The sequence below is a fragment of the Dongia sp. agr-C8 genome, assembly GCF_054658695.1.
The window spans coordinates 674,963-697,254 of record NZ_BAAGHZ010000002.1 but is presented as its reverse complement, the minus strand read 5'-3'; the positions used below and the strand labels follow the sequence as shown (position 1 = coordinate 697,254).

Genomic DNA, 22,292 nt, shown 5'->3' with positions numbered 1-22,292 from the left:
CAATGAATCAGTTGGATTCGAAGCGGGCGTGTCGCGTCTGCTGTCGTTAGCGCAGATCTCTGTGAACCTCGTCGAGTGTCAAGCGCAGCAGTCGGAACAACTCGGCTATCTCGCCCTCTTCTATGATGAAGGGCGGCGCCAGTACGATGGCGGGCCCGAGCGGACGGCAGATCAAACCGTTGCGCAGGGCTTGCCGCGCGATCCGCTCGCTGACATCTAAAGCCGGCGCATGCGCAACCTTGGTCTCCTTGTCCGCCACAATCTCCAGGGCGCCCATCAGGCCGACGCCGCGTGCCTCGCCAATCAGCGGGTGGTCCGCCATGGCCCTTAAGGCGGCCTGGAAGGGAACACAGGCGGCCTGTGCGGCCTTGAAACTGCCGCCATCGAGCAGCTGCTTGAGCACGGCGATGGCGATGGCACATCCTACCGGATGCGCGCCGGTGGTGAATCCGGTCGGCAGCTGTCCATATTTGGCCGAAGCCTTCGCAACGCGATCGGCCATCTCCGTCGAGAGAATCACGGCGCCCATCGGGAAGAAGCCGGCGGTGATGACCTTGGAGGCAACCACGATGTCCGGCTTGATGTCGTACTTGATCGAGCCCCAGAACTCGCCGGTGCGGCCGAAGCCGCAAATCACCTCGTCGGCGATGAAGGGAATGCCGTACTTCTTCAGGACCGGCTGCATGGCGGAAAAGTAGCCGCGCGGCGGCGGGATCACGCCGCCGGCGCCCATCACCGGCTCGGCGAAGAAGCCGGCTATGTAATCGGCGCCGATGTTGCGGATCGTCTGCTCGAGCTCGTCGGCGAGGCGCAACGAGAAGGCCTCCTCGGACTCGCCCGGCTTCGCCTCGCGCCAGTGATGCGGCGAGGATAGGTGGCGCACCTCCGCGATCGGCAGGCCGGAAGCCGACTTCACGTAGTCCTTGCCGGTCAGGCTGGCGGAAACCACGGTCATGCCATGATAGGCATTCCGGCGGCTGAGCAGGATCCGGCGGTGCGGCTTTCCCTCCGATTCAGCCAGGAACCAGAGCAGCTTGACGACGGTGTCGTTCGCCTCCGAGCCGGAGTTCGCATAGAAGACCTTCCCGGCCTCCATCGGCGCCATCTTGACCAGCTGCTCCGAGAGGTCCAGTGCCGACTGCGCGACCCGCCCGAAGAAGGCGTGATAGACCGGCAGCTTGGCATAGGCCCGCTGTGCCGCTGCGATGAGCTCGGCATTGTCGAAGCCGAGCACCGCATTCCACAATCCGGAATTGGCCTCGATGTAGCGATTGCCCTGGTCGTCGAAGATGTAGATGCCGGCGCCACGATCGACGATGACCGGCCCGGACTCCGCGAGCGTGGCGAGGTTCGAGAACGGGTGCAGGAAGGCGTTGGGGTAGTTGCGCGAGCTCATCCAGGTTCTCCGGGCCAGGCGGTCCGGCGATGGTAGAGGCTGGGTCTCGCATAACAATACGGAGCTTCGGGAACAGGCTGTTCCTTCAGCGCAACGGCGCCCGCAGAGATTGATCGCCGTGCGGCCCAATAGTTCCGTGGCTGCAACAGTCTATCGCTTCCCAGGCGTATTGTCCGCAGGCGGGGCAGCTTCCATCCTTTCATCGGCAACAGTCGCGCGCAAAGGAGATGCTGCATGTCGAAAACCCGGGCCGTGAAGAAAGTGGGGCACGTCGTCTTGAATGTGCGGGACCCCGAAGCATCCGCCCGCTGGTACAAGGACGTGCTCGGCATGATCGAGACGGCACGCGGCGAAGGCGGTATCTTCCTTTCGTTCGGCGAACAGGATCACGACATCGCTTTGTTCTCCGCGCCGCCAGGCGCGCAGCCGAGCAAGCTGGGGCTCCAGCATGTCGGGATGGAAATCGAAGGCGGCGCCGAGGAGCTGCGGGCTCACTACGCGCACCTTCTGGCGAACGACGTGAAGATCACCGAGATCGCCGACCATGGCATCGCCTGGGGAGTTTATTTCCTGGACCTGGACGGCAATGAGCTCGAAGTCTTCGCCCGCCTGGCGCATGGCGAGCAGGCGCGCCGCTTGTTGCACGACCTCAATGCGCCCGCCCGCCCGATCACCATCGAATCGATCGCCCCGAAATGAACAGCACGCAGAAACCCGGCGGCTCGGACGCGTTGAAGCCGGCAAACTGCCACGGCTATCACGTCCGGAAATGGTATCATTTCGTCGAGGAGACACATGCGCTGGAGTCGGGCGCCCTGGCCGACGGCACGCCGCTCCGCAAGGTCGTGATCGCCGCCGCGATCCACAACCCCTATGCAGGAAGCTTCAGTGAGACCCTGGACCAGATCGTCGCGAAGTCGGCTCTGCTGGGCGCGGAGTTCGGCCGCCGGTTCGCCGTAGCGCTCGCGGGTCAACCGGTCGAGAGCTACGGCAAGGCCGCCATCGTCGGCGCCGCCGGCGAGTACGAGCATGGCAACGCCTTCCTGACCAACGCCTTTGCCGATCCGATCCGGGATGCCGTCGGCGGCGGAAAGTCTTGGTTTCCGTCGACCGGCAAGCGCGGCTCGGCCGGCACCGCGATCGACATTCCGCTCGCGCACAAGGACGCGCTCTATGTGCGTTCGCATTACGACACGATCACCGCCACCTTCACCGATGCGCCGGCGCCCGATGAAGTGGTGGTCTGCGTCGCGGTGGCGACCCGGGGCCGGCTCCATGCACGGCTCGGCGGGCTCCGGGCCGACGAGATCGTCGGCTTGGACGGGCTGCGTTGAGCCGGCACACGCAATCACCGTCGCAACGCTATCTGCGCATCAACGGATTGCGACTGCGATACATCGACTGGGAAGGACGGAGCAGCATCCCGGCGGTGATGTTGCACGGCCTTCGCGGCTATGCCGAGACCTGGGAGTCGCTCAGCGATTCGCTCGGCAACCGGTTCCGATTGCTGGCGCTGGATCAGCGCGGTCGCGGTGGCAGCGAATGGGGTCCCTGGCAGGAATACCGGGTTGAGCAATACGTCGCCGATCTGGAATCCTTCGTCGACCAGCTTGGCCTCGGCAAGTTCGTACTGATCGGGCATTCCATGGGCGGCGCCAATGCGATCGTCTATGCGGCGCGGCATCCCGAGCGCGTCGCCGCCCTGGTGATCGAGGATATGGGGCCGGGTGCCTCGACTTCGTCGGATGGATCGACCCGGATCAGAAGCGAGCTCGGCGGCACGCCGGAGTCATTCGCGTCATGGGCCGAAGCCGAAGCCTATTGGCGGGCGCGGCGCCCGAACGCACCGGAAGAGGCGGTGCGCGCGCGCATGGAGCATACGCTTCGGGTGCAGGCGGATGGACGGCTCACCTGGCGCTACGATCTGGAAGGGATTCGGCGGGCGCGGCTCGATCCCTCGCTGCAGGTCGATCTCTGGCCCTATGTTTCCGGTATCCGCTGCCCGACGCTGGTGGTGCGCGGCGCGGAGTCCGATTTCCTCAGCCGTGCGACGGCCGAGGAAATGGCCAAGCGGAACGAGAATCTCCGCTGGGTCGAAATCGCGCGCGCCTCGCATTATGTGCACGACGACAATCCGGAAGACTACAACCGCGAAGTGAGCGCGTTCCTTAGCGCCGTCGCCGGGTAAGTGGGGATTGTCTTGGTGGCGAAACAGTTCTTCTCAAGTGTCGTTATTGTTGCGACCCATGGTCGCGTCTAACATTTCGCGACTGTGTGCAGTGAACCGAGGCGCGTCGGCGCCTCGCTTGAAGAACCGGACGCCCGAGACGCAGCGGTGCGTCTCGAAACAGGGAAGGCGAAGCAATGCACAAAGATCCAAAAGGCATGGTGGAGCGGTTCCGCGACGGCAAGCTGAGCCGGCGCCAGATGACGCGGTGGATGGCCTCGTTCGGGCTTGCGGTCGTCAGCATGCCGGTCGCGCGGCTGGCGCATGCGGCGGATGAGCCGCTGTTCTACACCTGGTCGGGCTATGACGCACCCGACCTCTTCAAACCCTACGTGGCAAAGCACGGCGGCATGCCTCGGGTCGCGATCATGGCGAACCAGGAGGAGGCCTTGCAGAAGATGCTGGCCGGCTATGTGGTCGATGTCGGCCATCCCTCGGTCGACGACATGATCAAGTGGCACGATTCCGGAATCCTGGAGCCGATCGACACATCGCGCCTGTCGAACTGGCCGGATGTGTTCCCCGACCTGCAGAATCTCGGCGGCACCAGCTTCGACGGCAAGATGCTGATGATCCCGGCCGACCTCGGCAATGCCTCCATTCTCTACCGCTCCGATCTCTACGAGGGAGAGGAGAGCTGGGCCATGCTGTTCGACGAGCGCTACAAGGGAAGGATCAGCCCGTGGCGGCAGAAGTACAATGTCTATGCCGCGGCGGCGATCCTCGGCCTCGACATGTTCAATGTGCCCGACGACAAGTTGCGCGGCCCGGTGCTGGATCTCCTGCGCAAGCAGCGCGATCTCACCCGGTTCTATTGGGACGATCCGACCCAGGCGGAGCAGGCCATGGCTTCGGGCGAGGTTGTGCTGATGCATGCCTGGAACAATTCCCTGTCGAACCTGATGGCGCAGGGCGTGCCGGTCAAGTATGCGAAGCCCAAGGAGGGCATCTGGACCTGGGTTTCCGGCCTGGTGCGGATCAAGGGCGGGACGGCGGACGAGAAGGCCGTCTACGACCTGATCGACAACTGGATCTCACCTGAGGTCGGGCAGTTCCTGCTCTCGACCTACGGGCTCGCGCATTCCAACAGCAAGGCCTACCAGCTGGTCGACAAGAAGCGCCTCGAATCCCTGGCCCTTTCCGACCCGGCGACAATGTTGAAGGAAAGCACCTTGTTCCGGCCGCTCAAGCCCGAAGTCGATCTTCGCTACATCAAGCTCTGGGAAGACGTCCAGGCCGGCCTCTGAGCTCTCCCTCACCCTCAGAGAGACTTCATCGGGAGAACGTGGCGCCGCCGCGCGCCATCTTCTCCCGGACTTTTGCCTTCGCTCGGACAGGAACGGAATTTTGACAGCCAACAGAACTTGCGGCCAGGCGGCCATCGCGTTGCTGGAAGGCTACGGCGTGGACACCGTGTTCGGCATGCCCGGAGTGCATACGCTGGAACTCTATCGCGGCCTGATCGGCAGTAGCATCCGACACGTCTCGGTCCGCCATGAACAAGGCGCCGGTTTCATGGCCGACGGCTACGCCCGCGCCTCCGGAAAACCCGGCGTCTGCGTTTTGATCAGCGGGCCCGGTCTCACGAACGCAGCGACGCCGATCGCCCAGGCCTTCTCCGATTCGGTTCCGATGCTCATCCTCTCGAGCGTCGCCGCCACGGGCGATCTCGGCAAGGGACGCGGGCGCCTCCATGAGCTCACGTCGCAGCAAGCGGCGATGGCCCCGTTGACCGCGTTCAGCCGCACCATCCACGCGGCGGAAGAACTGTCGGCCGCCTATGCCGATGCCTTCCGGGTTTTCGCGGCAGAGCGTCCCCGCCCGGTGCATATCGAGGTGCCGCTGGATGTGCTCGCAGGCCCGGCACCCCGCCGCCTCGAAGCCGCGCCGCCGGAGACGCGACGGGCGGCCGATCCCGACCTGATCGCCAAGGCCGCCGCCTTGATTGCGGCGTCGCGCCGGCCGGTGATCCTCGCCGGCGGCGGCGTGGTGGATCATGGCGCGGCGCTGACTCATCTCGCTGAGAAGACCGGTGCGGTCGTGATCCCGACCATCGCCGCCAAGGGCGCAATGCCAGACAGCCATTCCCTCAGCCTGAATGCAACGCTTTCCTTTCCTATGGTGCAGGAATTCCTCACTACCGCCGACTTGGTCATCGCCATCGGCACGGAGCTCGGCGGCGAGGCGGATGTCTGGATCGATCGCCTGCCGATCACGGGCAAGCTCGTTCGCATCGACATCGATCCCGCGGCACTGCATCGCGACTATCCCGCGGAGATCGCCATACACGCCGATGCCGGCCTCGCTCTCGCGGCGCTCGGGGCCGCCGTCACCGGCGCCAATGGCCGGATCGATCACGCCGAGGTCTCGTCGCTCCGAAACCGGATCATCGGCTCGCAGCCGCCGTTGCAGCGCAAGCATCTGAAGCTGCTGGATGCGCTGCGGCAGGTGCTGCCGCCGGACGGGATCGTCGCCACGGACATGACCCAGCTTGCCTATACCGGCAGCTATCTGTTTCCTTGCGCGCGCCCGCGATGCTGGTTCCATCCGGTTGGTTATGGGACGCTCGGTTATGGTCTGCCAGCGGCAATCGGCGCCAAGGTCGCCATGCCGCAGCGCGCGGTGGTTTCGATCGTCGGCGATGCCGGTCTGCTGTTCACGGTGCAGGAGCTGGCCAGCGCCGTCGAGCTCGGTCTGCCGATGGCGATTCTGCTCTGGAACAACGATGCCTTGGGCCAGATCGCCGAGGGTATGAACGAGCGCGGCATTCCGGAGATCGGCGTTCGCCTGCGCAACCCCGATTACCTCAAGCTCGGCGAAGCCTTCGGCTGCCACACCGCGCGGCCGGGCAGCATTGCGGAGTTTCAGGACTCGCTTCGGTCGGCGTTTGCAACCGATCGCCCGACGCTCATCGAAGTGCGCGAAGATGCCGCTTTCCTCGCCGAGGCGTGAAGAGGGGCGCCGGCGAAGAACAATAATCCTTTCATCCAACGAGGAACTGCACCATGGAAGCTCTTGTCCAACGTCTCAGCAGTCTGGCGCCCCAGGCGCTAGGCATCGTTCGAATCGTCGCCGCGCTCATCTTCATGGAGCACGGCACCCAGAAGCTGTTCAATTTTCCGGCCGGCGAAGACGGCATGGTGGAGTGGATGTCCTTCTTCGGCCTCGCCGGCACGTTGGAGCTGCTCGGAGGCCTTCTGCTGCTGCTCGGCGTGTTCACGCGACCGGTCGCTTTCATCCTGAGCGGCCAGATGGCCGTGGCCTATTGGATGTACCATGCGCCCGCAAGCTTCTATCCGGCCAACAATGGCGGCGATGCTGCGATCCTTTACTGCTTCTTCTTCCTGTATCTGATTTTCGCCGGCCCGGGTGCTTTCGCTTTTCAGCGCGAGAAATGACCGCCACAAGGCAACGGATCGTCAACGCGGCAGCAGGACCGCGGACTCCGTTGACCAGACCAGCCACACGCGGCGCCCGCGGGTTTCGGTAACGTCGATCGCGCGCTGCGCGTTCTGCAGAGCGACGGCGACGGGCTGGTCCCGTCCGTCGATCGCCACGTAATAGTGACTGCGATCGCCGAAATAGGCCTCGGCCGCCACGGTGCCGGCTATGCAGTTGACGTAGTCCTTCGGCTCCTGCCAATGCAGGCCCAGCTTCTCCGGGCGGACGGCGACGGACACCGACGCGCCCGGATCGAAGTGCCGCTGGCCGGATTGGGCAACCAGCGGCCCCGCCGGCCCGGCCTCGACCACGGCGCGGCCGCCGGCGCATTCCGTGATCATGCCGTCGAAGAAGTTCATCGTGCCGATGAAGGCTGCGACCTCTCGGCTGGTCGGCGCCTCGTAGAGGCGCGAGGCATTGTCCACCTGCAGCACTTCGCCGCGCGACATGACGGCGATCCGGTCGGAGAGGGCGAGCGCTTCTTCCTGGTCGTGGGTCACGAAGACGAAGGTGATGCCGAGCGAGCGCTGCAGCTCCCGGAGCTCGATCTGCATCTCCTCGCGCAGCTTCTTGTCCAGGGCGCCAAGCGGCTCGTCCAGCAGCAGCACCTTGGGCCGGCAAACGATGGCGCGCGCCAAGGCGACGCGCTGCCGCTGTCCGCCGGAAAGCTGGTGTGCATAGCGACCGGCGTAGCCACCCAGCCGGGTCTGTTCCAGCGCGCGTTCCACGGTTTCAGTCAGCATGGCTTTAGACAGCTTCTTCTTGCGCAGTCCGTAGGCGATGTTCTGCCCGACGGTCAGATGCGGGAAGATCGCGTAGTTCTGGAACACGAGATTGGTCGGCCGCGCGTTCGGCGGGACATGCGACATCCGCTCGCCATCGATCAGGATCTCGCCGCTATCCGGCGCCTCGAAGCCGGCGAGCATGCGCAAGAGCGTGGTCTTGCCGCAGCCGGAAGGGCCGAGCAGCGAGAAGAACTCGCCGCGCCGGATGCCGAACGAGATGTCGTTGACGGCGCAGAGCGGGCCGAAATGCTTCGAGACATTCTGGATGGCGATGTAGGTATCGTCTGGTTGCGTCATGGCCCTGCGCTGTGTTGAACGTTGCCCGCAGCATTGCCACGGCGCCGGATCCACTCGGCGAAAATGATGAGCGAGAAAGAGAAAGCCAGGATGCAGCTGCCGAGAGCGAGCACGCCCGGCAGTTTCTGCGGAAAGCGCAGCTGGCTCCAGATGTAGATCGGCAGCGTCGGTCGGTCGCCGCTGAGGAATAAGGCCAGCAGGAACTCATCGAGCGAGGCCGTGAACGAGAGCAGCAGGCTCGAGATCACGCCCGGCAGGGCGATCGGAAAGGTGACCCGCCAGAAGGTCATCCATCCGCTCTCACCGAGATCGAGCGAGGCCTCTTCCAGGCTGCGGTCGAGGCCCTCGAACCGCGACAGCAGGACCAGAACCGAGAACGGGAGGCAGACCAGCAGATGGCTGATTCCGACAGTCCACAGCGACAGCGGCAGGTCGAGCGTCTTGCGAATGGTGGTCAGCAGCGCGATGCCGAGGATGATGAACGGAACGACCAGTGGGATCATGATCAGGCCGGTGATCGCGCGGCGTCCGGGCAGCCGATAGCGCGTCAAGGCTCGGGCGGCCAGCAATCCCACCGCCGTGCATGTGATCGAAACCGGAATGGCGACGCTGACACTGTTTCCAAGGGCGGCCAGCAAGCCCGGGTAGTCGAACAGGCCGGCGTACCATTTAAGGGTCGCGCCTTTGAACGGAAAGGCGACATAGAGGCTGTCGTTGAATGAGAACAGTAGCAAGAGGAGCAAAGGACCATATAGCAGGGCGACAAACGCCACGGCGTAGATGCTCAGGAGTCGGATCGGACGCCTCGCCATCCCTCAAGCCTCCTTGGGCACGGCGGGACGGCCGGCGAACTTCAGGTAGAGGCAGACCAGGAGGGTGACGATGGTCATCATCGTCACAGAGACCGCGGCGCCGAGCGGCTGGTTGTTCGCCTGTCCGAACAGCGACTGAATGACGCTGCCCAGCATCATGCCCGAACTCCCGCCCACCAGCGACGGCGTTATGTAGTCGCCGACGGTAGGGATGAAGACCAGCAGGCTCGCCGCCAGGACGCCCGGCATGGAGAGCGGCAGGGTCACATGCCAGAAGCGCTCGAACCGGTTGTCGCCGAGATCGGTGGCGGCCTCCAGCAGCGAGCGGTCGATCTTGTCCAGCGAGACGTAAATGGGCAGCACAGCGAAGGCCAGCCAGGCGTGCGCCAGCACGATGATCACCGCGACCGGGTTGTAGAGCAGGATCTGCAGCGGCTCGCGGATCAGGCCCACTTTGATCAGGCCGGAATTGATGACGCCGCCGAAGCCGAGGATGATCTTCCAGGCAAAGACCCGGAGCAGATAGCTGGTCCAGAACGGGACGGTGATCAGGATGATCCATCGGATCTTGTTGCGGTGAAGCCGGAAGGCCAGGAAGTAGGCCATCGGATAGGCGAGCAGGATGACCGCGACGGTGGCCACAAAGGCGATCCAGAGCGATCGTGCCAGCAGCACGGCATAGATCGGCGTTTCGAGCTTGGGGTAGGGAATGAAGCCGAAGAAGTAGCCGATCTCGCCGCTCGGCGCGAAGATCGCTGCGTAGTTCGCCAGCGTGAAAGAGCAATCGATCTTCAGGTAGACCTGGGTGCAGAAGCTGCTGCGCAGCAGGTCGGTCACCGGCAGGATCAGCACCGCGAGGATGATCAGCAGAGTAGGCGCCAGCAGCATATAGCCGCGAAGCGTCGCCGGCCGCAGGCATCGCGTCCACAAGCTCCGCAGCGGCGCGTGGCGAACCAACTCCACCGTCCGACCTGGCACGCTAGCCATCGCGCTCGCCTGTACCGGCGACGATCAACAACACGGGCAGCCTCCCTGGCGGTGCTTTGATGCACGCGACTCTTCTTCGTGGATGACGCGCGCACCACTGGAACGCGGCCACACCCTTCGCCATTTCGAAGTTTAGATTGTCGAGCAGCGTTGACAATAGCCGCGTATGTCAACATGTTGTTGCATATGAGCAACTACCGAGACCTCAACAATCTCCCGGCCATGGTCGCTTTCGCGATTGCCGTGGATCGCGGCAGCCTGACCGCGGCGGGCAAGGCGCTCGGCCGATCGAAGGCTGCGATCAGCCGGCAGATCGCGGAACTGGAGGAGCGGCTCGGCGTGCAGCTGCTGCAGCGGACCACCCGCGCGATCGCGCCGACGCCCGCCGGCAAAGAGTTCCACAGCCGCTGCGCGACGATCATCGAAGGCTATCTGGAGGCGCAGTCGGAAGTGACGGCGCTCGACTCCAAGCCGAAGGGCATGCTGCGCGCCACGCTGCCGCTCGCCTTCACAGTGCTGCAACTGGGCGAGCTGGTGCCGCGGATGCTCGAGCAGATGCCGGAGCTCCGCCTCGACGTCATGCTGAGCGACCGCAAGGTCGATCTCCTCGAGGAGGGCTTTGACGTTGCCTTGCGGCTGGGCGATCCGATGGATGAGTCACTGGTGGCACTGCATCTCGGCGACTGCAAGCTCTTGGTTTGCGGCGCGCCGCGCTATTTGAAGGCACACGGGATCCCGACGAAGCCTTCGGATCTCGCCAAGCACGAATGCATCATCGAGACCTCCGACGATTCCAACGCGGTCTGGATGTTCGGCAAGGGTCGTGCCATCAAGGTGAACGGACGGCTGCGGACCAACAACGGCCAAATGGCCCGGGCCGCCGCCGTCGCCGGCCAGGGTCTGGCCTTCCTGCCGTCATTCCTGGTGCATGATGACGTCAAGGCTGGACGGCTGCGCCCTCTCCTGACCGAGTATCTCGACGCGCTTTATCCGATCTATGCCGTCTTTCCGCAGAACCGGCGATCTTCCGCCAAGGTGCGGGCCTTCGTCGATCTCCTGCGGGAGACGCTGAAGACGGGCGGCTGGCTGCATCGCTAGCCACCACGCGTTTCATCCCCGCTGCATAGTTCCGCACGTGCAACAGTCTATCGCTGTTTCGCTACATTGTAGCGAACGGTGCTTTTGCTCATGCTTCCACGCGAGTTCCACCGGCGGAGATTCTTCGCCGTTCGAGCAATTCCGTGAGCAAGCAGTTGGAGCGTGGTTCCGTGACGGCAACTTCAGATCTGGTCAAATCCTCGGTCGCTGACATTCGCAAATCCCAGTATGCGGTCGAGCCGATGATCCTTCATCGCTGGTCGCCGCGCGCCATGTCAGGCGAGGCGATCACCGACCGCGAACTGATGACCCTGTTCGAAGCGGCGCGCTGGGCGCCGTCCTCCTACAACGGCCAGCCCTGGCGCTTCGTCTATGCCCGGCGCGACTCCAAGACCTGGGCCGGTTTCTGCGGCTTGCTCGACGACTTCAACAAGGGCTGGGCCACCAAGGCCGCCGTGCTGATCGTGGTCGTCTCGCGCAAGACCTTCGAATGGGACGGCAACCCGGCACGGACCCATTCCTTCGACGCCGGCGCCGCCTGGCAGAACCTCGCCTTGCAGGGCGCCAAGATGGGTCTGGTCGTCCATGGCATGGAAGGCTTCGACTACGACACCGCGCGAACGACCTTGCGCGTCCCGGAGGACTTCACGGTCGAGGCGATGGTCGCCGTCGGCCGCCCCGGCTCGGCCGCTGCGATGGACGAGGAACTGCAGAAGATGGAGACCCCGTCCGACCGCCGGCCGATCGCCGAGATCGCGCTCGAGGGCAGTTTCTAGCAACGCGTCGGCCCTGAGCCATCGCAACTCGGAAGGAACCATGGACCTTAAACTCAACGGCAAGGTGGCGGTCGTCACCGGCGGCGGGACCGGCATCGGCAAGACCGTCGCCGGTCAGCTTCTGCTCGAAGGCGTCGAGGTCGTGATCTGCGGCCGGAGAATGGAAGTGCTCGCCGCCGCCGAGAAGGACCTCAAGGCGAAGACCGGCAAGAGCGTCCTGCCGGTCGTGGCGGACACCACGGACTGGGGCTCGGTCGAGCGGCTGGTTGCCCAGACGGTCGAGCGATTCGGCCGGCTGGACATCATGATCAACAGCGCGGCGGCGCCGAGCGGTGCCGTTCGCAGCGATCTCGCTTTGGCCAGCGATGAGGCGCTGCTGCACGACATCAACACCAAGGTTGTCGGCTACTTCCGCTGCAGCAAGGCGGCGGCGCCGCATATGCGCAGCCGCAAGTGGGGCCGCATCATCCATATCGGCGGCCTTACCGCCCGCAGTACCGAGGCCCTGAGCGGCATGCGCAATGCCGCGATCGTGCACATGACGAAAACCCTGTCCGATCAGCTGGGTCCGGATGGGATCACCGTCAACGTGATCCATCCGGGCATCACCGCGACCGAGCATATCCTCGAAATGTATGAGGAGCTTGGGCGCAAGAAGGGCATTTCGCGCGACGAGATGATGGCGCCGGACATCGCCGACACGCCGATCCGGCGGCTGCTGGAACCGGAGGAGATCGGCCACACGATCCTGTTCCTGTGCTCGCCCCTCGCGGATGCCGTGACTGGGGAATCGATCGCGGTCGATGGCGGTTACACCCGCGGGATCTACATGTGAGCCGGCGCGCTCACGTGTCCGAACAGCTGCAGAGTGCCAGAGCATGAAAGACGGAATGACGATCCTCGTGGCGACCGACGGCCAGGGTATCCTGCGCAGCGCCGACCAGGGCAAATCCTGGCAGCGTCTCGACACCGAGCAGGACATCGATTTCGACGGCACCGTGCGTTGCCTGGCGCCGGATCCGGACCATCCAGGCGTCGTCTTTGCGGGCACTGAGCGCGGCCTTTGTCGCAGCGCCGATGCCGGCGTCAACTGGAAACGGATCGACACGATCCTGAACGATCAGACGATCTGGCAGCTGGCCTTCGATCCGACCAATCCGAACACCATTTTCGCCGGCACCGGCTCGCCGACGCGGGCGGCACTCTATCGCTCGAAGGATCGGGGGGCGACTTGGTCACGGCTCACGCCGGATCTCGAGGAGCGCTGCAAAGGCGTGGGCCGGCCGCGTTTCGTCACGCTGACCATCGACCCCACCGACCCTAAGTCGATCTGGGCCGGTGTCGAGGAAACCGGGCTGTTCCGCAGTACCGATGGCGGCGACACTTGGAACCGCGTCGACGCGCCCGATGGCGGGATCCAGAACACCGACATCCACAGCGTGGTGATTGTGCCCGGCGAACCCAAGGTGATCCTCGTCCTGGTGGTCAACGCGTTGCACCGGAGTGTCGACGGCGGCAAGACCTGGGATATGCGCGTGTCGCGCGACGCCTTTGGTCTCCGCTATGCCCGCGTCCTGCTCGCCCAGCCCAAGAGCCGCAGCAACGTGCTCCTCGGCATCTCCGACGGGACGCCCGGCACGACCAGCGTCATCCTGCGTTCCAACGATGCCGGTAAGACCTGGAAGCCGATGCCGTTGCCGAGCAACCCCAATTCCTGCGTCTGGGCATTCGGCGCCAATGACGCGGATCCCGATCTGATCTTCGCCGGCACGAAATACGGCCATCTCTTCCGCAGCAATGACGGCGGACAGACTTGGGCCAAGGAGTGGCGCGAGTTCAGTGAGATCACCGCAGTGACTTGGATTCCCGTCGCCGCCGAGGCGCAGTCGGCGCATTAGGCGGCAAGAGCATGTCGCACCATCGTCAATTCTACATGAGCGGCAGATGGGTCGACCCGGCCGGATCTCGGACCCTTGATGTCATCAATCCCGCGACCGAGGAGTCGATTGCGACGATTGCGCTCGGCTCGGTGGCGGATGTGGACCGGGCCGTGGCCGCCGCCCGCGATGCCTTCCCGCGCGCTTCGAGCGCGACGCAGAGTGAGCGCATCGAACTGCTGGCCGGCGTGGTCACCTGCTATCGCCGGCGCATGGACGACCTCGCTTTGGCACTTTCCAGCGAAATGGGGGCGCCGGCCGGCCTTTCGCGTGGCAGCCAGGTGACGATCGGGCTCGGCCATCTCGAGGCGACCTTGCAGGCGCTCCGCGATTTCGCGTTCGATGAGATCCGTGGCACCAGCTGCATCACGCGCGAGGCCATTGGGGTGGTGGGGCTCATTACGCCGTGGAACTGGCCGCTCAATCAGATCGCCTGCAAGGTGGCGCCGGCTCTGGCCGCCGGTTGCACGATGCTGCTGAAGCCGAGCGAGCTCGCGCCGCTGACCGCGATCATCTTCTCGGAGATCCTGCACGAGGCGGGTGTCCCGGCCGGCGTCTACAACATGATCAACGGCGATGGCACCGTCGGCGAGGCGATGTCACGGCATCCCGGCCTCGACATGATCTCCTTCACCGGATCGACGCGGGCCGGCATCTCGGTCGCGAAGAATGCGGCCGATACCGTCAAGCGGGTCAGCCAGGAACTCGGTGGCAAGTCGCCCAATGTGATCCTCGATGACGCGGACCTCGAATGGGCGGTCACGAAAGGCGTGCAGGTCTGCTTCAGCAATTCCGGCCAGTCCTGCAATGCGCCGACCCGGATGCTGGTGCCGCGCGAGATGCACGGTGATGCGCTCGCCGTCGCCAAGCAGGCGGCCGAAGCGATGACGGTCGGTGATCCCATGGCGCCGGATACCGACCTGGGACCGGTCGTGAACGAGCGCCAGTTCAACCGCATCCAGGCCCTGATCGAGGCGGGCATCGCCGAGGGAGCCACGCTCGTCACCGGTGGCTTGGGCCGGCCAAAGGGATTGAATCGCGGCTTCTACGTCCGTCCGACCGTGTTCGGCGACGTGCAGCCGCAGATGACCATCGCCCGAGAAGAGATTTTCGGGCCGGTGCTGGCGATCCTTCCTTACCAGACGGAGGAGGAGGCAATCGCGATCGCAAACGACACCGTTTACGGCCTCTCCGCCAGCGTCGTCTCCAAGGACGTGGAACGGGCGCGTCGCGTCGCGCGGCAGATCCGAGCAGGGCAGGTCAAGCTCAACTACGCCGCCTGGGACGCCTTCTCGCCCTTCGGCGGCTACAAGCAGTCGGGCAACGGACGCGAATACGCCGATTGGGGCATCGCCGAGTTTCTCGAGTTGAAGGCGATCACCGGGTATGGTGCGGCCTAAACCGGTTCGCCGAGTTCGGGCAGCTCGCGCCTGAACGGGACGCTCTCGCTGCCGGGGGCTTCGAGCTCGCGTGCGCAGCGGTGGCCACCGAAAACCGCCGCGGCGATCGTCCCGGGCGCCAGGCAGTCCCCGATACGATGCACCGATTTGATACCGGCTTCGCCCAGCCGGTCCGACTCCGAGAGCGCGCGATGGAGCCCATCCTGCGCGATGCGGGACGTGACAAAGACGACGGAAGCTGCCGGCAGAATCGTGAGGCGGCGGGTGAAGACGCAGGCGAGCGTAGCTTCCCCATCGCGGAATCGAACCAAGGCTTGATTGGCGACGATGGCGACGTCCAGCTCGATCAATCGCGCCTGGATGCGTGCCTGCTCCAGCGTGTTGACGGTCCACTGCGAGACCAGAGGAGCAGGCGTGACGATGGTGACGTCCAGACCTTGCCGGCGGAGCTTCTCGGCCACCACCCCGCCCATGTAGTAATGATCGTCGTCGAACACCACGACCGGTCCGGTGATCTCCTGATCCGACATCACGTCATCGGGCGTGAAGATGCGCGCATCATCGAGATCTTGAATGGGCAGCCGATGGTAGCGTGCGACGCCGTCGCGCCGCCAGGAAGCGCCGGTGGCCAGAACGATGCGGTCGTATTCGGCGTCCATAACGTCGGCAGCCGTCATCCGGCTGCCGGGAAAGACTTGCACATTCGGCAGCTTGTCGAGCTGGCCGAGACGATAGTCACGCACCCGTCCCCAGGCGGACAGACCGGGTAGCCGGGCTTCCCGTAGTACGCGGCCGCCGAGAACATCGCCCGCCTCCGCCAGCCCCACTTCATACCCGCGTTTGCCGAGCGTTACCGCGCATTCAAGGCCGGCGGGTCCGCCGCCGATCACCAGGATCCGATCCTTGCTGTCCTGCACCGGCACTGTCTCCGGATGCCAGCCGCGTCGCCACTCCTCGCCCATGGTCGGGTTCTGGGTACAGCGGATCGGGCTGAAGGTCATGTCGCTGGAGGCGCAGATGTTGCAGCCAATGCATTCGCGAATATCGTCGAGCCGGCCTTCCTCGATCTTACGCGGCAGGAACGGATCTGCGATCGAGGGGCGGGCGGCGCCGATCAGATCGAGGACGCCGCGCCGAATCTGCGACGCCATCATGTCCGGGGAGGTGAAGCGGCCGACGCCGACCACAGGCTTGCTCGTTGCCGATTTGACGAAGGAGACATAGTCCTCCTGCCCGGCCTCGCTGCCGAAGCGGGATGGCATCGAATCATTTGCCCAGTCGCCGACCGTCACGTCCCATAGGTCAGGCAGGTCGGAGAGCATCGCGATGACGTCGCGCCCTTCACCGTCGGCGCAGATCCCGTCCGGCCCGGCCAGTTCGTCCACGCAGATCCGCACGGCGACCGCGCAATGCGCACCGACTGCGTCCTTGGTGTCTGCGATCAACTCCCGGAGCAATCGGACGCGGTTCGGGAGTGTGCCGCCATACTCATCGCTGCGTTGGTTGTAGCGGCGCGAAAGAAACTGCATCGGCGTCACGAGACCATGGCCCGCATAGACGTAAACGATGTCGAAGCCTGCCGTCCTGGCGCGCCGGGCGGCGGCCTTGTGCCAAGTGCGCAGATTCCGGATATCTTCGCGATCCATCGCCCGTGCCTGCACCGGGTCATAGGCTGCAACCACCTGGGCCGAAGGTCCGATCGGCACTTCGCGTGATATCCGGTTGGTTGCGCGAAAACCGTGATGCCCCAGCTCGACTCCGGCCAGGGCGCCGTGCCGATGGATCGCATCGGATGCGCGCGCCAGTGCCGGGATGTCCCGGTCGTCCCACAGCCGGGCTTCCGCATGTGGGGAGATATCCCCGGAGGGATGGATCTCGCAGACCTCGGTGCAGACCACGGCCCAGCCGCCTTCGGCCTTGACGCCGCGCATCGCCGCCATCCCCGACGGCGCCCGATGGCCCATGCCGTTGCAATGCGGCACCTGGTAGAACCGGTTGCGCGCGACCAGCGGTCCGATCCGCACCGGCTCGAACAGGATGTCGTACCGTGACTCTCGCAATGCATCCTCATCGGCTCGCGTCGCGCAATTGCGGCGCAGCCGAATGGTAAATGGTCGTTACTGCATCACAATAGCGATGATTGGAAACAGGGTGTTGTTGTGGCGGAACACGCGTGTCACTGGACCTCGCTGAAAGCCCAGCGCGACCCATACGGCGAAGTCGTCCGCTTCCTGGCGCAGCACTGCGACAAGAACACCATTGTCTTTTTCAAGGGCGTGGCCTTCGCCCGCCAGTCCACGGCGAGCGCGCCGTCCTCGCTTTCTGTCACCCTCGATCCTCTAAGGTGCATTCAATTCCTATTTGGGGGAAAGACCATCGTGGAGTACGACGTCAACAACCGCGAGGGCGGTTAAGGCTGCCAAGAGCGCGACCGGATGGAGTAGCTCAGCAGGCTATGGGGGTGATCTGATGTTGCCGCTGGCGTGACGGACTAGGGATGAAGGATCACGTCAATTTGACCGCGGGGACCGATTTCGTTGGTGCGGCTTAGTGGCTATGTACCAGTGGAGCAGCAGAAACAAGCGGCCTCCCTGCTAAAGCAAGGTAATGGCAGCTGATGGCGCTTACCGGTCACAGCGCCTGGGCGGAGCAAGGCGTGTGTAAGCGCTCTAATCACCGGTATAGCCGAGCTGGCGCGAGACGGTGCTCGCACTTTCCCTGACCCGATCGCCCAGCTCCACGACGCGGGTGCGCCAATCACGGGGCTTCAAGCCGGTCACGCTGATGGCGCCGGCGACCGCTCCGCCCCGCCCGAGCACAAAGGAGCCGACGCAGGCAACGCCCTCGGTGTCCTCTTCATCGTCCACCGCATAGCCCCGCTCCAGGCTGAGGGCCAAGTCTTTCATCAGCCGCGGCACGTCGGTAATCGTGCGGGGCGTACGCCTCGGCAATTCGGCGCGCTCCAGGATTCGCCGCACTTCATCCCGCGGCATCGCGGCCAGCAGCGCTTTGCCGACGGCCGAGCAGTGCGGCATCTCCCGGCGCCCCAGGGCGGCGTCAAAGCGAATGGAGCCTGGCGCATCGACGCGGCCCACCACCACGGCATAGCCGTCATCAAGGATGGCCAGGCGCGAGGTCATGCCGAGATCGGCGGTGAGTTTCCGGAGTTCCGGCATCGCAATGTCCGCGATGGCGACGTTTGCAAGCGCCATGTCGCCGAGCAGGGCCAGCTTGAAGCCCAGACGATAGCGCCGGTTCGCACCCTCGCTGAAATCGGTCAGAAAGCCGCGCGCCAGCAGCGTCTGCAGGAGGGCATAGACAGCGGCCTTCGACATCCCGAGTTCAGGCGCCAAGTCGGTGAGGCGCGCTCCGTCATTTCCACGTGCGGCAACCATGTCGATGAGATCAAGACCGCGGCCGAGGCTCTGAACCCTATAGCGCTGATCTTCGGCCTGCGCATTTTGATCGTCTTGCTTCGCCATTGCCGAACTTCCCTCTTGGCGGACCTTCACCGGATGATCTAGTGTAGCGATACAAAACATGGTTTGGTAATACTAAAAACTCCAAACCGCGGCGAAGCAGGGCGGTGGCATGACAAAAGAGCGGCGGAAGCTGCGCTCCAGTGCGTGGTTCGGCGGCGAGGGCAAGAACGCCTTCATGCACCGCAGCTGGATGAAGAATCAGGGCATTCCCGACGACCTATTCGACGGGAAGCCGGTGATCGGCATCTGCAACACTTTCTCCGAACTGACGCCTTGCAACGCGCATCTGCGCGGCCTGGCCGAGCATGTTAAGCGCGGCGTCTATGAGGCGGGCGGGCTGCCGCTGGAATTCCCGGTGATGAGCACCGGTGAATCCAACATGCGCCCGACGGCGATGCTGTTCCGCAATCTCGCCAGTATGGATGTCGAGGAGTCGATCCGCGGCAATCCGATGGACGGTGTGATCCTGCTGGTCGGTTGCGACAAGACCACGCCGGCCTTGATGATGGGGGCCGCGAGCTGTGATCTCCCGACCATCGTCGTTTCCGGCGGGCCGATGCTGAACGGCGACTTCCGCGGCCAGAAGATCGGCTCCGGGACGCATGTCTGGAAATTCCACGAGGACGTGAAGGCCGGCCGCATGTCGCTGGAGGACTTCCTCTCGGCCGAGCAGGGGCAGAGCCGGTCGGCCGGCAGCTGCATGACCATGGGCACGGCTTCGACCATGGCCAGCATGGTGGAAGCGCTCGGCATCGGCATGCCGGAGAACGCGGCCATTCCCGCGGTCGATGCACGGCGCGGCGTGCTCGCGCAACTGGCGGGAAGGCGCATCGTGGAGCTGGTCAACCAGGATGTGCGGATGTCGCAGATCCTGACCAAACGGGCTTTCGAGAATGCGATCCGGGTCAACGGCGCGATCGGCGGATCGACCAACGCCGTCATCCACTTGATCGCGGTGGCGCAGCGTCTCGGCGTCGATCTTTCGCTGGACGATTGGGATCGGCTGGGTCGGGACATCCCGACCATCGTCGACCTGATGCCCTCGGGCCGGTTCCTGATGGAGGATTTCTACTACGCCGGCGGTCTGAAGGCGGTGATGCGCGCGATCAGCACGACCGGCGCGCTGCATCTCGATGCGATGACGGTCAGCGGCAAGACCATCGGGCAGCTGGTGGACGGCGTCACCAACTACAACGAAGAGGTCATCCGGCCGCTCAACAACCCGCTGACGCCGCAAGGCGGAATCGCGGTGTTGCGCGGCAATCTTGCGCCCAGTGGCGCGGTGATCAAGCCATCCGCGGCGACACCCAAGCTGATGCAGCATCGGGGACCCGCGGTCGTGTTCGAGAACATCGAGCACTATCACGCGCGTGTGGACGATCCGGCGCTCGACATCACCGCGGACAGCGTCATGGTGCTGAAGAATTGCGGGCCGCGCGGCTATCCCGGCATGGCCGAGGTAGGCAACATGCCCCTGCCGCAGAAGCTGCTGAAGCAGGGCGTCAGCGATATGGTGCGGATATCGGATGCGCGGATGAGTGGGACGGCCTATGGCACCGTGGTGCTGCACACCGCGCCGGAAGCAGCGGTTGGCGGGCCGCTGGCGTTGGTCAAGGACGGCGATTGGATCGAGCTCGACGTCGCGGGGCGGCGCCTCGAGCTCGAGGTCTCGCGCGAGCAGCTCGAGGCGCGGCACAAGGATTGGTCGCCACCGCAGCATGCAATGCAGAGCGGCTATCAGCAGCTCTATGTCGACCATGTGCTGCAAGCGGATCGCGGCTGTGACTTCGATTTCCTGGTGGGGCAGAGGGGCGCGGCGATTCCGCGTCAGTCGCATTGAGCAACGAGAAAAATGGGCTGATCGACCAGCCCGCCGTTTATCCGAGCCTCAAAGGCCGGGTCGTCTTCGTGACCGGGGGTGGCAGCGGGATCGGCGAGAGCCTGGTCGAGCATTTCTGCGCGCAGGACGCCAAGGTCGCCTTCGTCGATATCGCCGAGGCGCCGTCCAAGGCGCTGGCCGAGCGGATTGCCGCCAAGGGCGATCCGAAGCCGCTGTTCATGCCATGCGATCTTCGGGATATCGACGCCTTGAAGGCTTGTGTCGCCAAGGCGGCGAAGGAACTCGGGCCGATCCGCGCGCTGCTCAACAACGCCGGAAACGACGATCGCCATGCCACGGCCGACGTGACGGTCGACTACTGGAACGACCGCATGGCGGTCAACGTGCGGCATCAGTTCTTCGCGGCGCAAGCGGTCCGGCCGATGATGCGCGATGCGGGCGGCGGCTCGATCGTCATGTTCGGTTCGATCACCTGGCTGGTCGGCGACGGCGATTGCCCCGCCTATGTGACCTCAAAGGCGGCGATCACCGGCATGACCAGGGCGCTCGCGCGCGAGTTCGGGCCGGAGCGGATCCGGGTCAATTGCATGCTGCCGGGCTGGGTGATGACCGAGCGGCAGGTCAAGCTCTGGCTCAATGAGGCCGGCGAAAAGCAGATCGCGGAACGGCAATGCCTGCCCGATCGGCTGTTCGCACCGGATATCGCGCGCATGGCCTTGTTCCTGGCGGCGGATGACAGCCGCATGTGCAGCTCTCAGAATTTCATTGTGGATGGTGGTTGGGTATGACCGGCAATATGCGGCTCATTCAGTATAAGCCCGCGGAGGGCAAGCGCGCCGTCGGCTTGGTCGCGGAAGACGGGGTGCGGGCGCACCCCCTGGAGGGCGTAGAGAGCGTGTTTCGCCTGGCCGAGGTGGCCATCGCGCAAAAGCGCCCGCTGGCCGATCTGGTCAAGGCGGCGGCCGCAAACGAGACGGTCGACTATCTGGCGCTGTTGAAGGCGGGCAAGGTCTTGCCGCCGATCGAGCATCCGGAGCCGGCGCGGTTCTTCCTGACCGGGACCGGTTTGACCCATCTCGGCAGCGCCGATGCGCGCAACAAGATGCATGTGACGACCCACGGCTCCAACGCGCCGGAATCGGATTCCATGAAGATCTTCCGCATGGGGCTGAAGGGCGGCAAGCCGGGCGCCGGCAAGATCGGCGTCCAGCCGGAATGGTTTTACAAGGGCGTCGGCACCGAGATTGTGGCGCCGGAGGCACCGATGCCGCTGCCGGCCTTCGCCCTGGCCGGCGCCGAGGAGCCGGAAGTCGTCGGCCTCTACCTGGTGGACGGCGAAGGGCAGCCGCGCCGGGTCGGTTTCACCCTCGGCAACGAGTTCTCCGACCATGTGACCGAGGCGCAGAACTATCTCTATACCCAGCATTCGAAGCTGCGCGCCTGCTCCATGGGACCGGAGCTCATGATCGGCGAGCTGCCACAGGATATGAAGGGTGCCTCCCGCATCATCCGGGACGGCAAGGTGCTGTGGCAGGAGGAAGTGCTGCTGGGCGAAGTGAACATGTCGCACTCGATCGCGAACCTGGAACATTTCCATTTCCGCTATCGCATGTTCCGGCGTCCGGGCGATCTGCACGCCTATTTCATGGGTGCAGCGGTGCTGAGCTATGGCGCGGGTGTGAAAACGCAGGTCGGCGACACGTTCGAGATCGACGTGCCGGCCTTCGGACAGCCCTTGCGCAACCGCATGGAACTGGAGCCCGATGAGGGCTTGGTGACGGTGACACCGCTCTAATAAGCCGGCGGTGGATTAA

Annotated in this window: 21 protein-coding genes; 15 read left to right on the top strand and 6 right to left on the bottom strand. The window is 64.6% G+C overall.

Going from position 1 to position 22,292, the window contains the following annotated elements:
* Positions 1–46 precede the first annotated feature (46 nt).
* Positions 47–1,396 (bottom strand): aminotransferase, encoded by a 1,350-nt coding sequence (locus ACYQ4T_RS10780; protein WP_459853620.1) that lies wholly within the window; start codon positions 1,394–1,396, stop codon positions 47–49.
* A 234-nt stretch (positions 1,397–1,630) separates the two neighbouring features.
* On the opposite strand from ACYQ4T_RS10780, the gene ACYQ4T_RS10775 reads away from it, so the two are divergent.
* The 6 genes from ACYQ4T_RS10775 (at position 1,631) to ACYQ4T_RS10750 (ending at position 7,021) form a co-directional block, all read left to right on the top strand.
* Positions 1,631–2,095, top strand: coding sequence for a VOC family protein (locus ACYQ4T_RS10775; protein WP_459853617.1), 465 nt, complete (start codon positions 1,631–1,633; stop codon positions 2,093–2,095).
* Complete coding sequence (locus tag ACYQ4T_RS10770; protein ID WP_459853614.1) at positions 2,092–2,730, top strand: amino acid synthesis family protein; 639 nt, start codon at positions 2,092–2,094, stop codon at positions 2,728–2,730. The genes ACYQ4T_RS10775 and ACYQ4T_RS10770 overlap by 4 nt, the downstream gene beginning before the upstream one ends.
* A 47-nt stretch (positions 2,731–2,777) precedes the next feature.
* Positions 2,778–3,584, top strand: a complete 807-nt coding sequence (locus tag ACYQ4T_RS10765) for an alpha/beta fold hydrolase (RefSeq protein ID WP_459853611.1) — start codon at positions 2,778–2,780, stop codon at positions 3,582–3,584.
* A 176-nt stretch (positions 3,585–3,760) separates the two neighbouring features.
* Entirely contained in the window at positions 3,761–4,870 is a 1,110-nt protein-coding gene (locus ACYQ4T_RS10760) for an ABC transporter substrate-binding protein (RefSeq protein WP_459853608.1), read from the top strand.
* A 100-nt stretch (positions 4,871–4,970) separates the two neighbouring features.
* On the top strand, positions 4,971–6,575 hold the full coding sequence (locus ACYQ4T_RS10755) for a 5-guanidino-2-oxopentanoate decarboxylase (RefSeq protein WP_459853605.1): 1,605 nt from the start codon (positions 4,971–4,973) through the stop codon (positions 6,573–6,575).
* A gap of 53 nt (positions 6,576–6,628) precedes the next feature.
* Positions 6,629–7,021, top strand: coding sequence for a DoxX family protein (locus ACYQ4T_RS10750; protein ID WP_459853603.1), 393 nt, complete (start codon positions 6,629–6,631; stop codon positions 7,019–7,021).
* 21 nt (positions 7,022–7,042) lie between these two features.
* Here ACYQ4T_RS10750 and ACYQ4T_RS10745 read toward each other — a convergent pair whose 3' ends face one another.
* The 3 genes from ACYQ4T_RS10745 to ACYQ4T_RS10735 are packed head-to-tail and all read right to left on the bottom strand — an operon-like array spanning position 7,043 to position 9,945.
* Entirely contained in the window at positions 7,043–8,146 is a 1,104-nt protein-coding gene (locus tag ACYQ4T_RS10745; protein ID WP_459853600.1) for an ABC transporter ATP-binding protein, read from the bottom strand.
* Positions 8,143–8,958, bottom strand: coding sequence for an ABC transporter permease (locus ACYQ4T_RS10740; protein ID WP_459853597.1), 816 nt, complete (start codon positions 8,956–8,958; stop codon positions 8,143–8,145). The genes ACYQ4T_RS10745 and ACYQ4T_RS10740 overlap by 4 nt, the downstream gene beginning before the upstream one ends.
* A gap of 3 nt (positions 8,959–8,961) precedes the next feature.
* Positions 8,962–9,945 (bottom strand): ABC transporter permease, encoded by a 984-nt coding sequence (locus ACYQ4T_RS10735; RefSeq protein WP_459853594.1) that lies wholly within the window; start codon positions 9,943–9,945, stop codon positions 8,962–8,964.
* Between the two features lie 186 nt (positions 9,946–10,131).
* On the opposite strand from ACYQ4T_RS10735, the gene ACYQ4T_RS10730 reads away from it, so the two are divergent.
* The 5 genes from ACYQ4T_RS10730 to ACYQ4T_RS10710 all read left to right on the top strand — a co-directional run bounded on the left by ACYQ4T_RS10730 (position 10,132) and on the right by ACYQ4T_RS10710 (position 15,156).
* Positions 10,132–11,043, top strand: coding sequence for a LysR family transcriptional regulator (locus ACYQ4T_RS10730; protein WP_459853591.1), 912 nt, complete (start codon positions 10,132–10,134; stop codon positions 11,041–11,043).
* A gap of 170 nt (positions 11,044–11,213) precedes the next feature.
* Positions 11,214–11,819 (top strand): nitroreductase family protein, encoded by a 606-nt coding sequence (locus ACYQ4T_RS10725; RefSeq protein WP_459853588.1) that lies wholly within the window; start codon positions 11,214–11,216, stop codon positions 11,817–11,819.
* 40 nt (positions 11,820–11,859) lie between these two features.
* Positions 11,860–12,654 carry an SDR family oxidoreductase gene (locus ACYQ4T_RS10720; RefSeq protein WP_459853585.1) on the top strand — a complete coding sequence of 265 codons (795 nt, stop codon included), beginning with the start codon at positions 11,860–11,862 and terminating at the stop codon, positions 12,652–12,654.
* A gap of 55 nt (positions 12,655–12,709) precedes the next feature.
* On the top strand, positions 12,710–13,717 hold the full coding sequence (locus tag ACYQ4T_RS10715) for a WD40/YVTN/BNR-like repeat-containing protein (protein ID WP_459853582.1): 1,008 nt from the start codon (positions 12,710–12,712) through the stop codon (positions 13,715–13,717).
* 11 nt (positions 13,718–13,728) lie between these two features.
* Positions 13,729–15,156: an aldehyde dehydrogenase family protein gene (locus ACYQ4T_RS10710; protein WP_459853579.1), complete on the top strand. Its 1,428-nt coding sequence runs from the start codon at positions 13,729–13,731 to the stop codon at positions 15,154–15,156.
* Here ACYQ4T_RS10710 and ACYQ4T_RS10705 read toward each other — a convergent pair.
* Positions 15,153–17,216, bottom strand: coding sequence for an oxidoreductase (locus ACYQ4T_RS10705; RefSeq protein WP_459853576.1), 2,064 nt, complete (start codon positions 17,214–17,216; stop codon positions 15,153–15,155). The two genes, ACYQ4T_RS10710 and ACYQ4T_RS10705, sit on opposite strands and share 4 nt — an antisense overlap.
* A 99-nt stretch (positions 17,217–17,315) precedes the next feature.
* Here ACYQ4T_RS10705 and ACYQ4T_RS10700 point away from each other — a divergent pair, with 99 nt between their 5' ends.
* Positions 17,316–17,570: a hypothetical protein gene (locus ACYQ4T_RS10700; protein ID WP_459853573.1), complete on the top strand. Its 255-nt coding sequence runs from the start codon at positions 17,316–17,318 to the stop codon at positions 17,568–17,570.
* A gap of 255 nt (positions 17,571–17,825) precedes the next feature.
* On the opposite strand, the gene ACYQ4T_RS10695 is transcribed toward ACYQ4T_RS10700, so the two are convergent.
* Positions 17,826–18,638: an IclR family transcriptional regulator gene (locus ACYQ4T_RS10695; RefSeq protein ID WP_459853570.1), complete on the bottom strand. Its 813-nt coding sequence runs from the start codon at positions 18,636–18,638 to the stop codon at positions 17,826–17,828.
* 109 nt (positions 18,639–18,747) lie between these two features.
* Between ACYQ4T_RS10695 and araD the strand changes: the two genes are divergently transcribed.
* The 3 genes from araD to araD1 are packed head-to-tail and all read left to right on the top strand — an operon-like array spanning position 18,748 to position 22,273.
* Entirely contained in the window at positions 18,748–20,478 is a 1,731-nt protein-coding gene (gene araD, locus ACYQ4T_RS10690) for an L-arabinonate dehydratase (protein WP_459853567.1), read from the top strand.
* Positions 20,475–21,266 carry an SDR family NAD(P)-dependent oxidoreductase gene (locus tag ACYQ4T_RS10685; protein ID WP_459853564.1) on the top strand — a complete coding sequence of 264 codons (792 nt, stop codon included), beginning with the start codon at positions 20,475–20,477 and terminating at the stop codon, positions 21,264–21,266. Before araD ends, ACYQ4T_RS10685 begins: the two co-directional genes overlap by 4 nt.
* On the top strand, positions 21,263–22,273 hold the full coding sequence (araD1, locus tag ACYQ4T_RS10680) for an AraD1 family protein (protein WP_459853561.1): 1,011 nt from the start codon (positions 21,263–21,265) through the stop codon (positions 22,271–22,273). The genes ACYQ4T_RS10685 and araD1 overlap by 4 nt, the downstream gene beginning before the upstream one ends.
* The last annotated feature ends 19 nt before the right edge of the window (positions 22,274–22,292 follow it).

Coding starts and splice junctions, on each gene's coding strand:
- ACYQ4T_RS10780 (WP_459853620.1), bottom strand. CDS start 1,396: ATGAGCTCGCGCAACTACCCCAACGCCTTCCTGCACCCGTTCTCGAAC.
- ACYQ4T_RS10775 (WP_459853617.1), top strand. CDS start 1,631: ATGTCGAAAACCCGGGCCGTGAAGAAAGTGGGGCACGTCGTCTTGAAT.
- ACYQ4T_RS10770 (WP_459853614.1), top strand. CDS start 2,092: ATGAACAGCACGCAGAAACCCGGCGGCTCGGACGCGTTGAAGCCGGCA.
- ACYQ4T_RS10760 (WP_459853608.1), top strand. CDS start 3,761: ATGCACAAAGATCCAAAAGGCATGGTGGAGCGGTTCCGCGACGGCAAG.
- ACYQ4T_RS10750 (WP_459853603.1), top strand. CDS start 6,629: ATGGAAGCTCTTGTCCAACGTCTCAGCAGTCTGGCGCCCCAGGCGCTA.
- ACYQ4T_RS10745 (WP_459853600.1), bottom strand. CDS start 8,146: ATGACGCAACCAGACGATACCTACATCGCCATCCAGAATGTCTCGAAG.
- ACYQ4T_RS10740 (WP_459853597.1), bottom strand. CDS start 8,958: ATGGCGAGGCGTCCGATCCGACTCCTGAGCATCTACGCCGTGGCGTTT.
- ACYQ4T_RS10735 (WP_459853594.1), bottom strand. CDS start 9,945: ATGGCTAGCGTGCCAGGTCGGACGGTGGAGTTGGTTCGCCACGCGCCG.
- ACYQ4T_RS10730 (WP_459853591.1), top strand. CDS start 10,132: ATGAGCAACTACCGAGACCTCAACAATCTCCCGGCCATGGTCGCTTTC.
- ACYQ4T_RS10720 (WP_459853585.1), top strand. CDS start 11,860: ATGGACCTTAAACTCAACGGCAAGGTGGCGGTCGTCACCGGCGGCGGG.
- ACYQ4T_RS10715 (WP_459853582.1), top strand. CDS start 12,710: ATGACGATCCTCGTGGCGACCGACGGCCAGGGTATCCTGCGCAGCGCC.
- ACYQ4T_RS10710 (WP_459853579.1), top strand. CDS start 13,729: ATGTCGCACCATCGTCAATTCTACATGAGCGGCAGATGGGTCGACCCG.
- ACYQ4T_RS10695 (WP_459853570.1), bottom strand. CDS start 18,638: ATGGCGAAGCAAGACGATCAAAATGCGCAGGCCGAAGATCAGCGCTAT.
- araD (WP_459853567.1), top strand. CDS start 18,748: ATGACAAAAGAGCGGCGGAAGCTGCGCTCCAGTGCGTGGTTCGGCGGC.
- araD1 (WP_459853561.1), top strand. CDS start 21,263: ATGACCGGCAATATGCGGCTCATTCAGTATAAGCCCGCGGAGGGCAAG.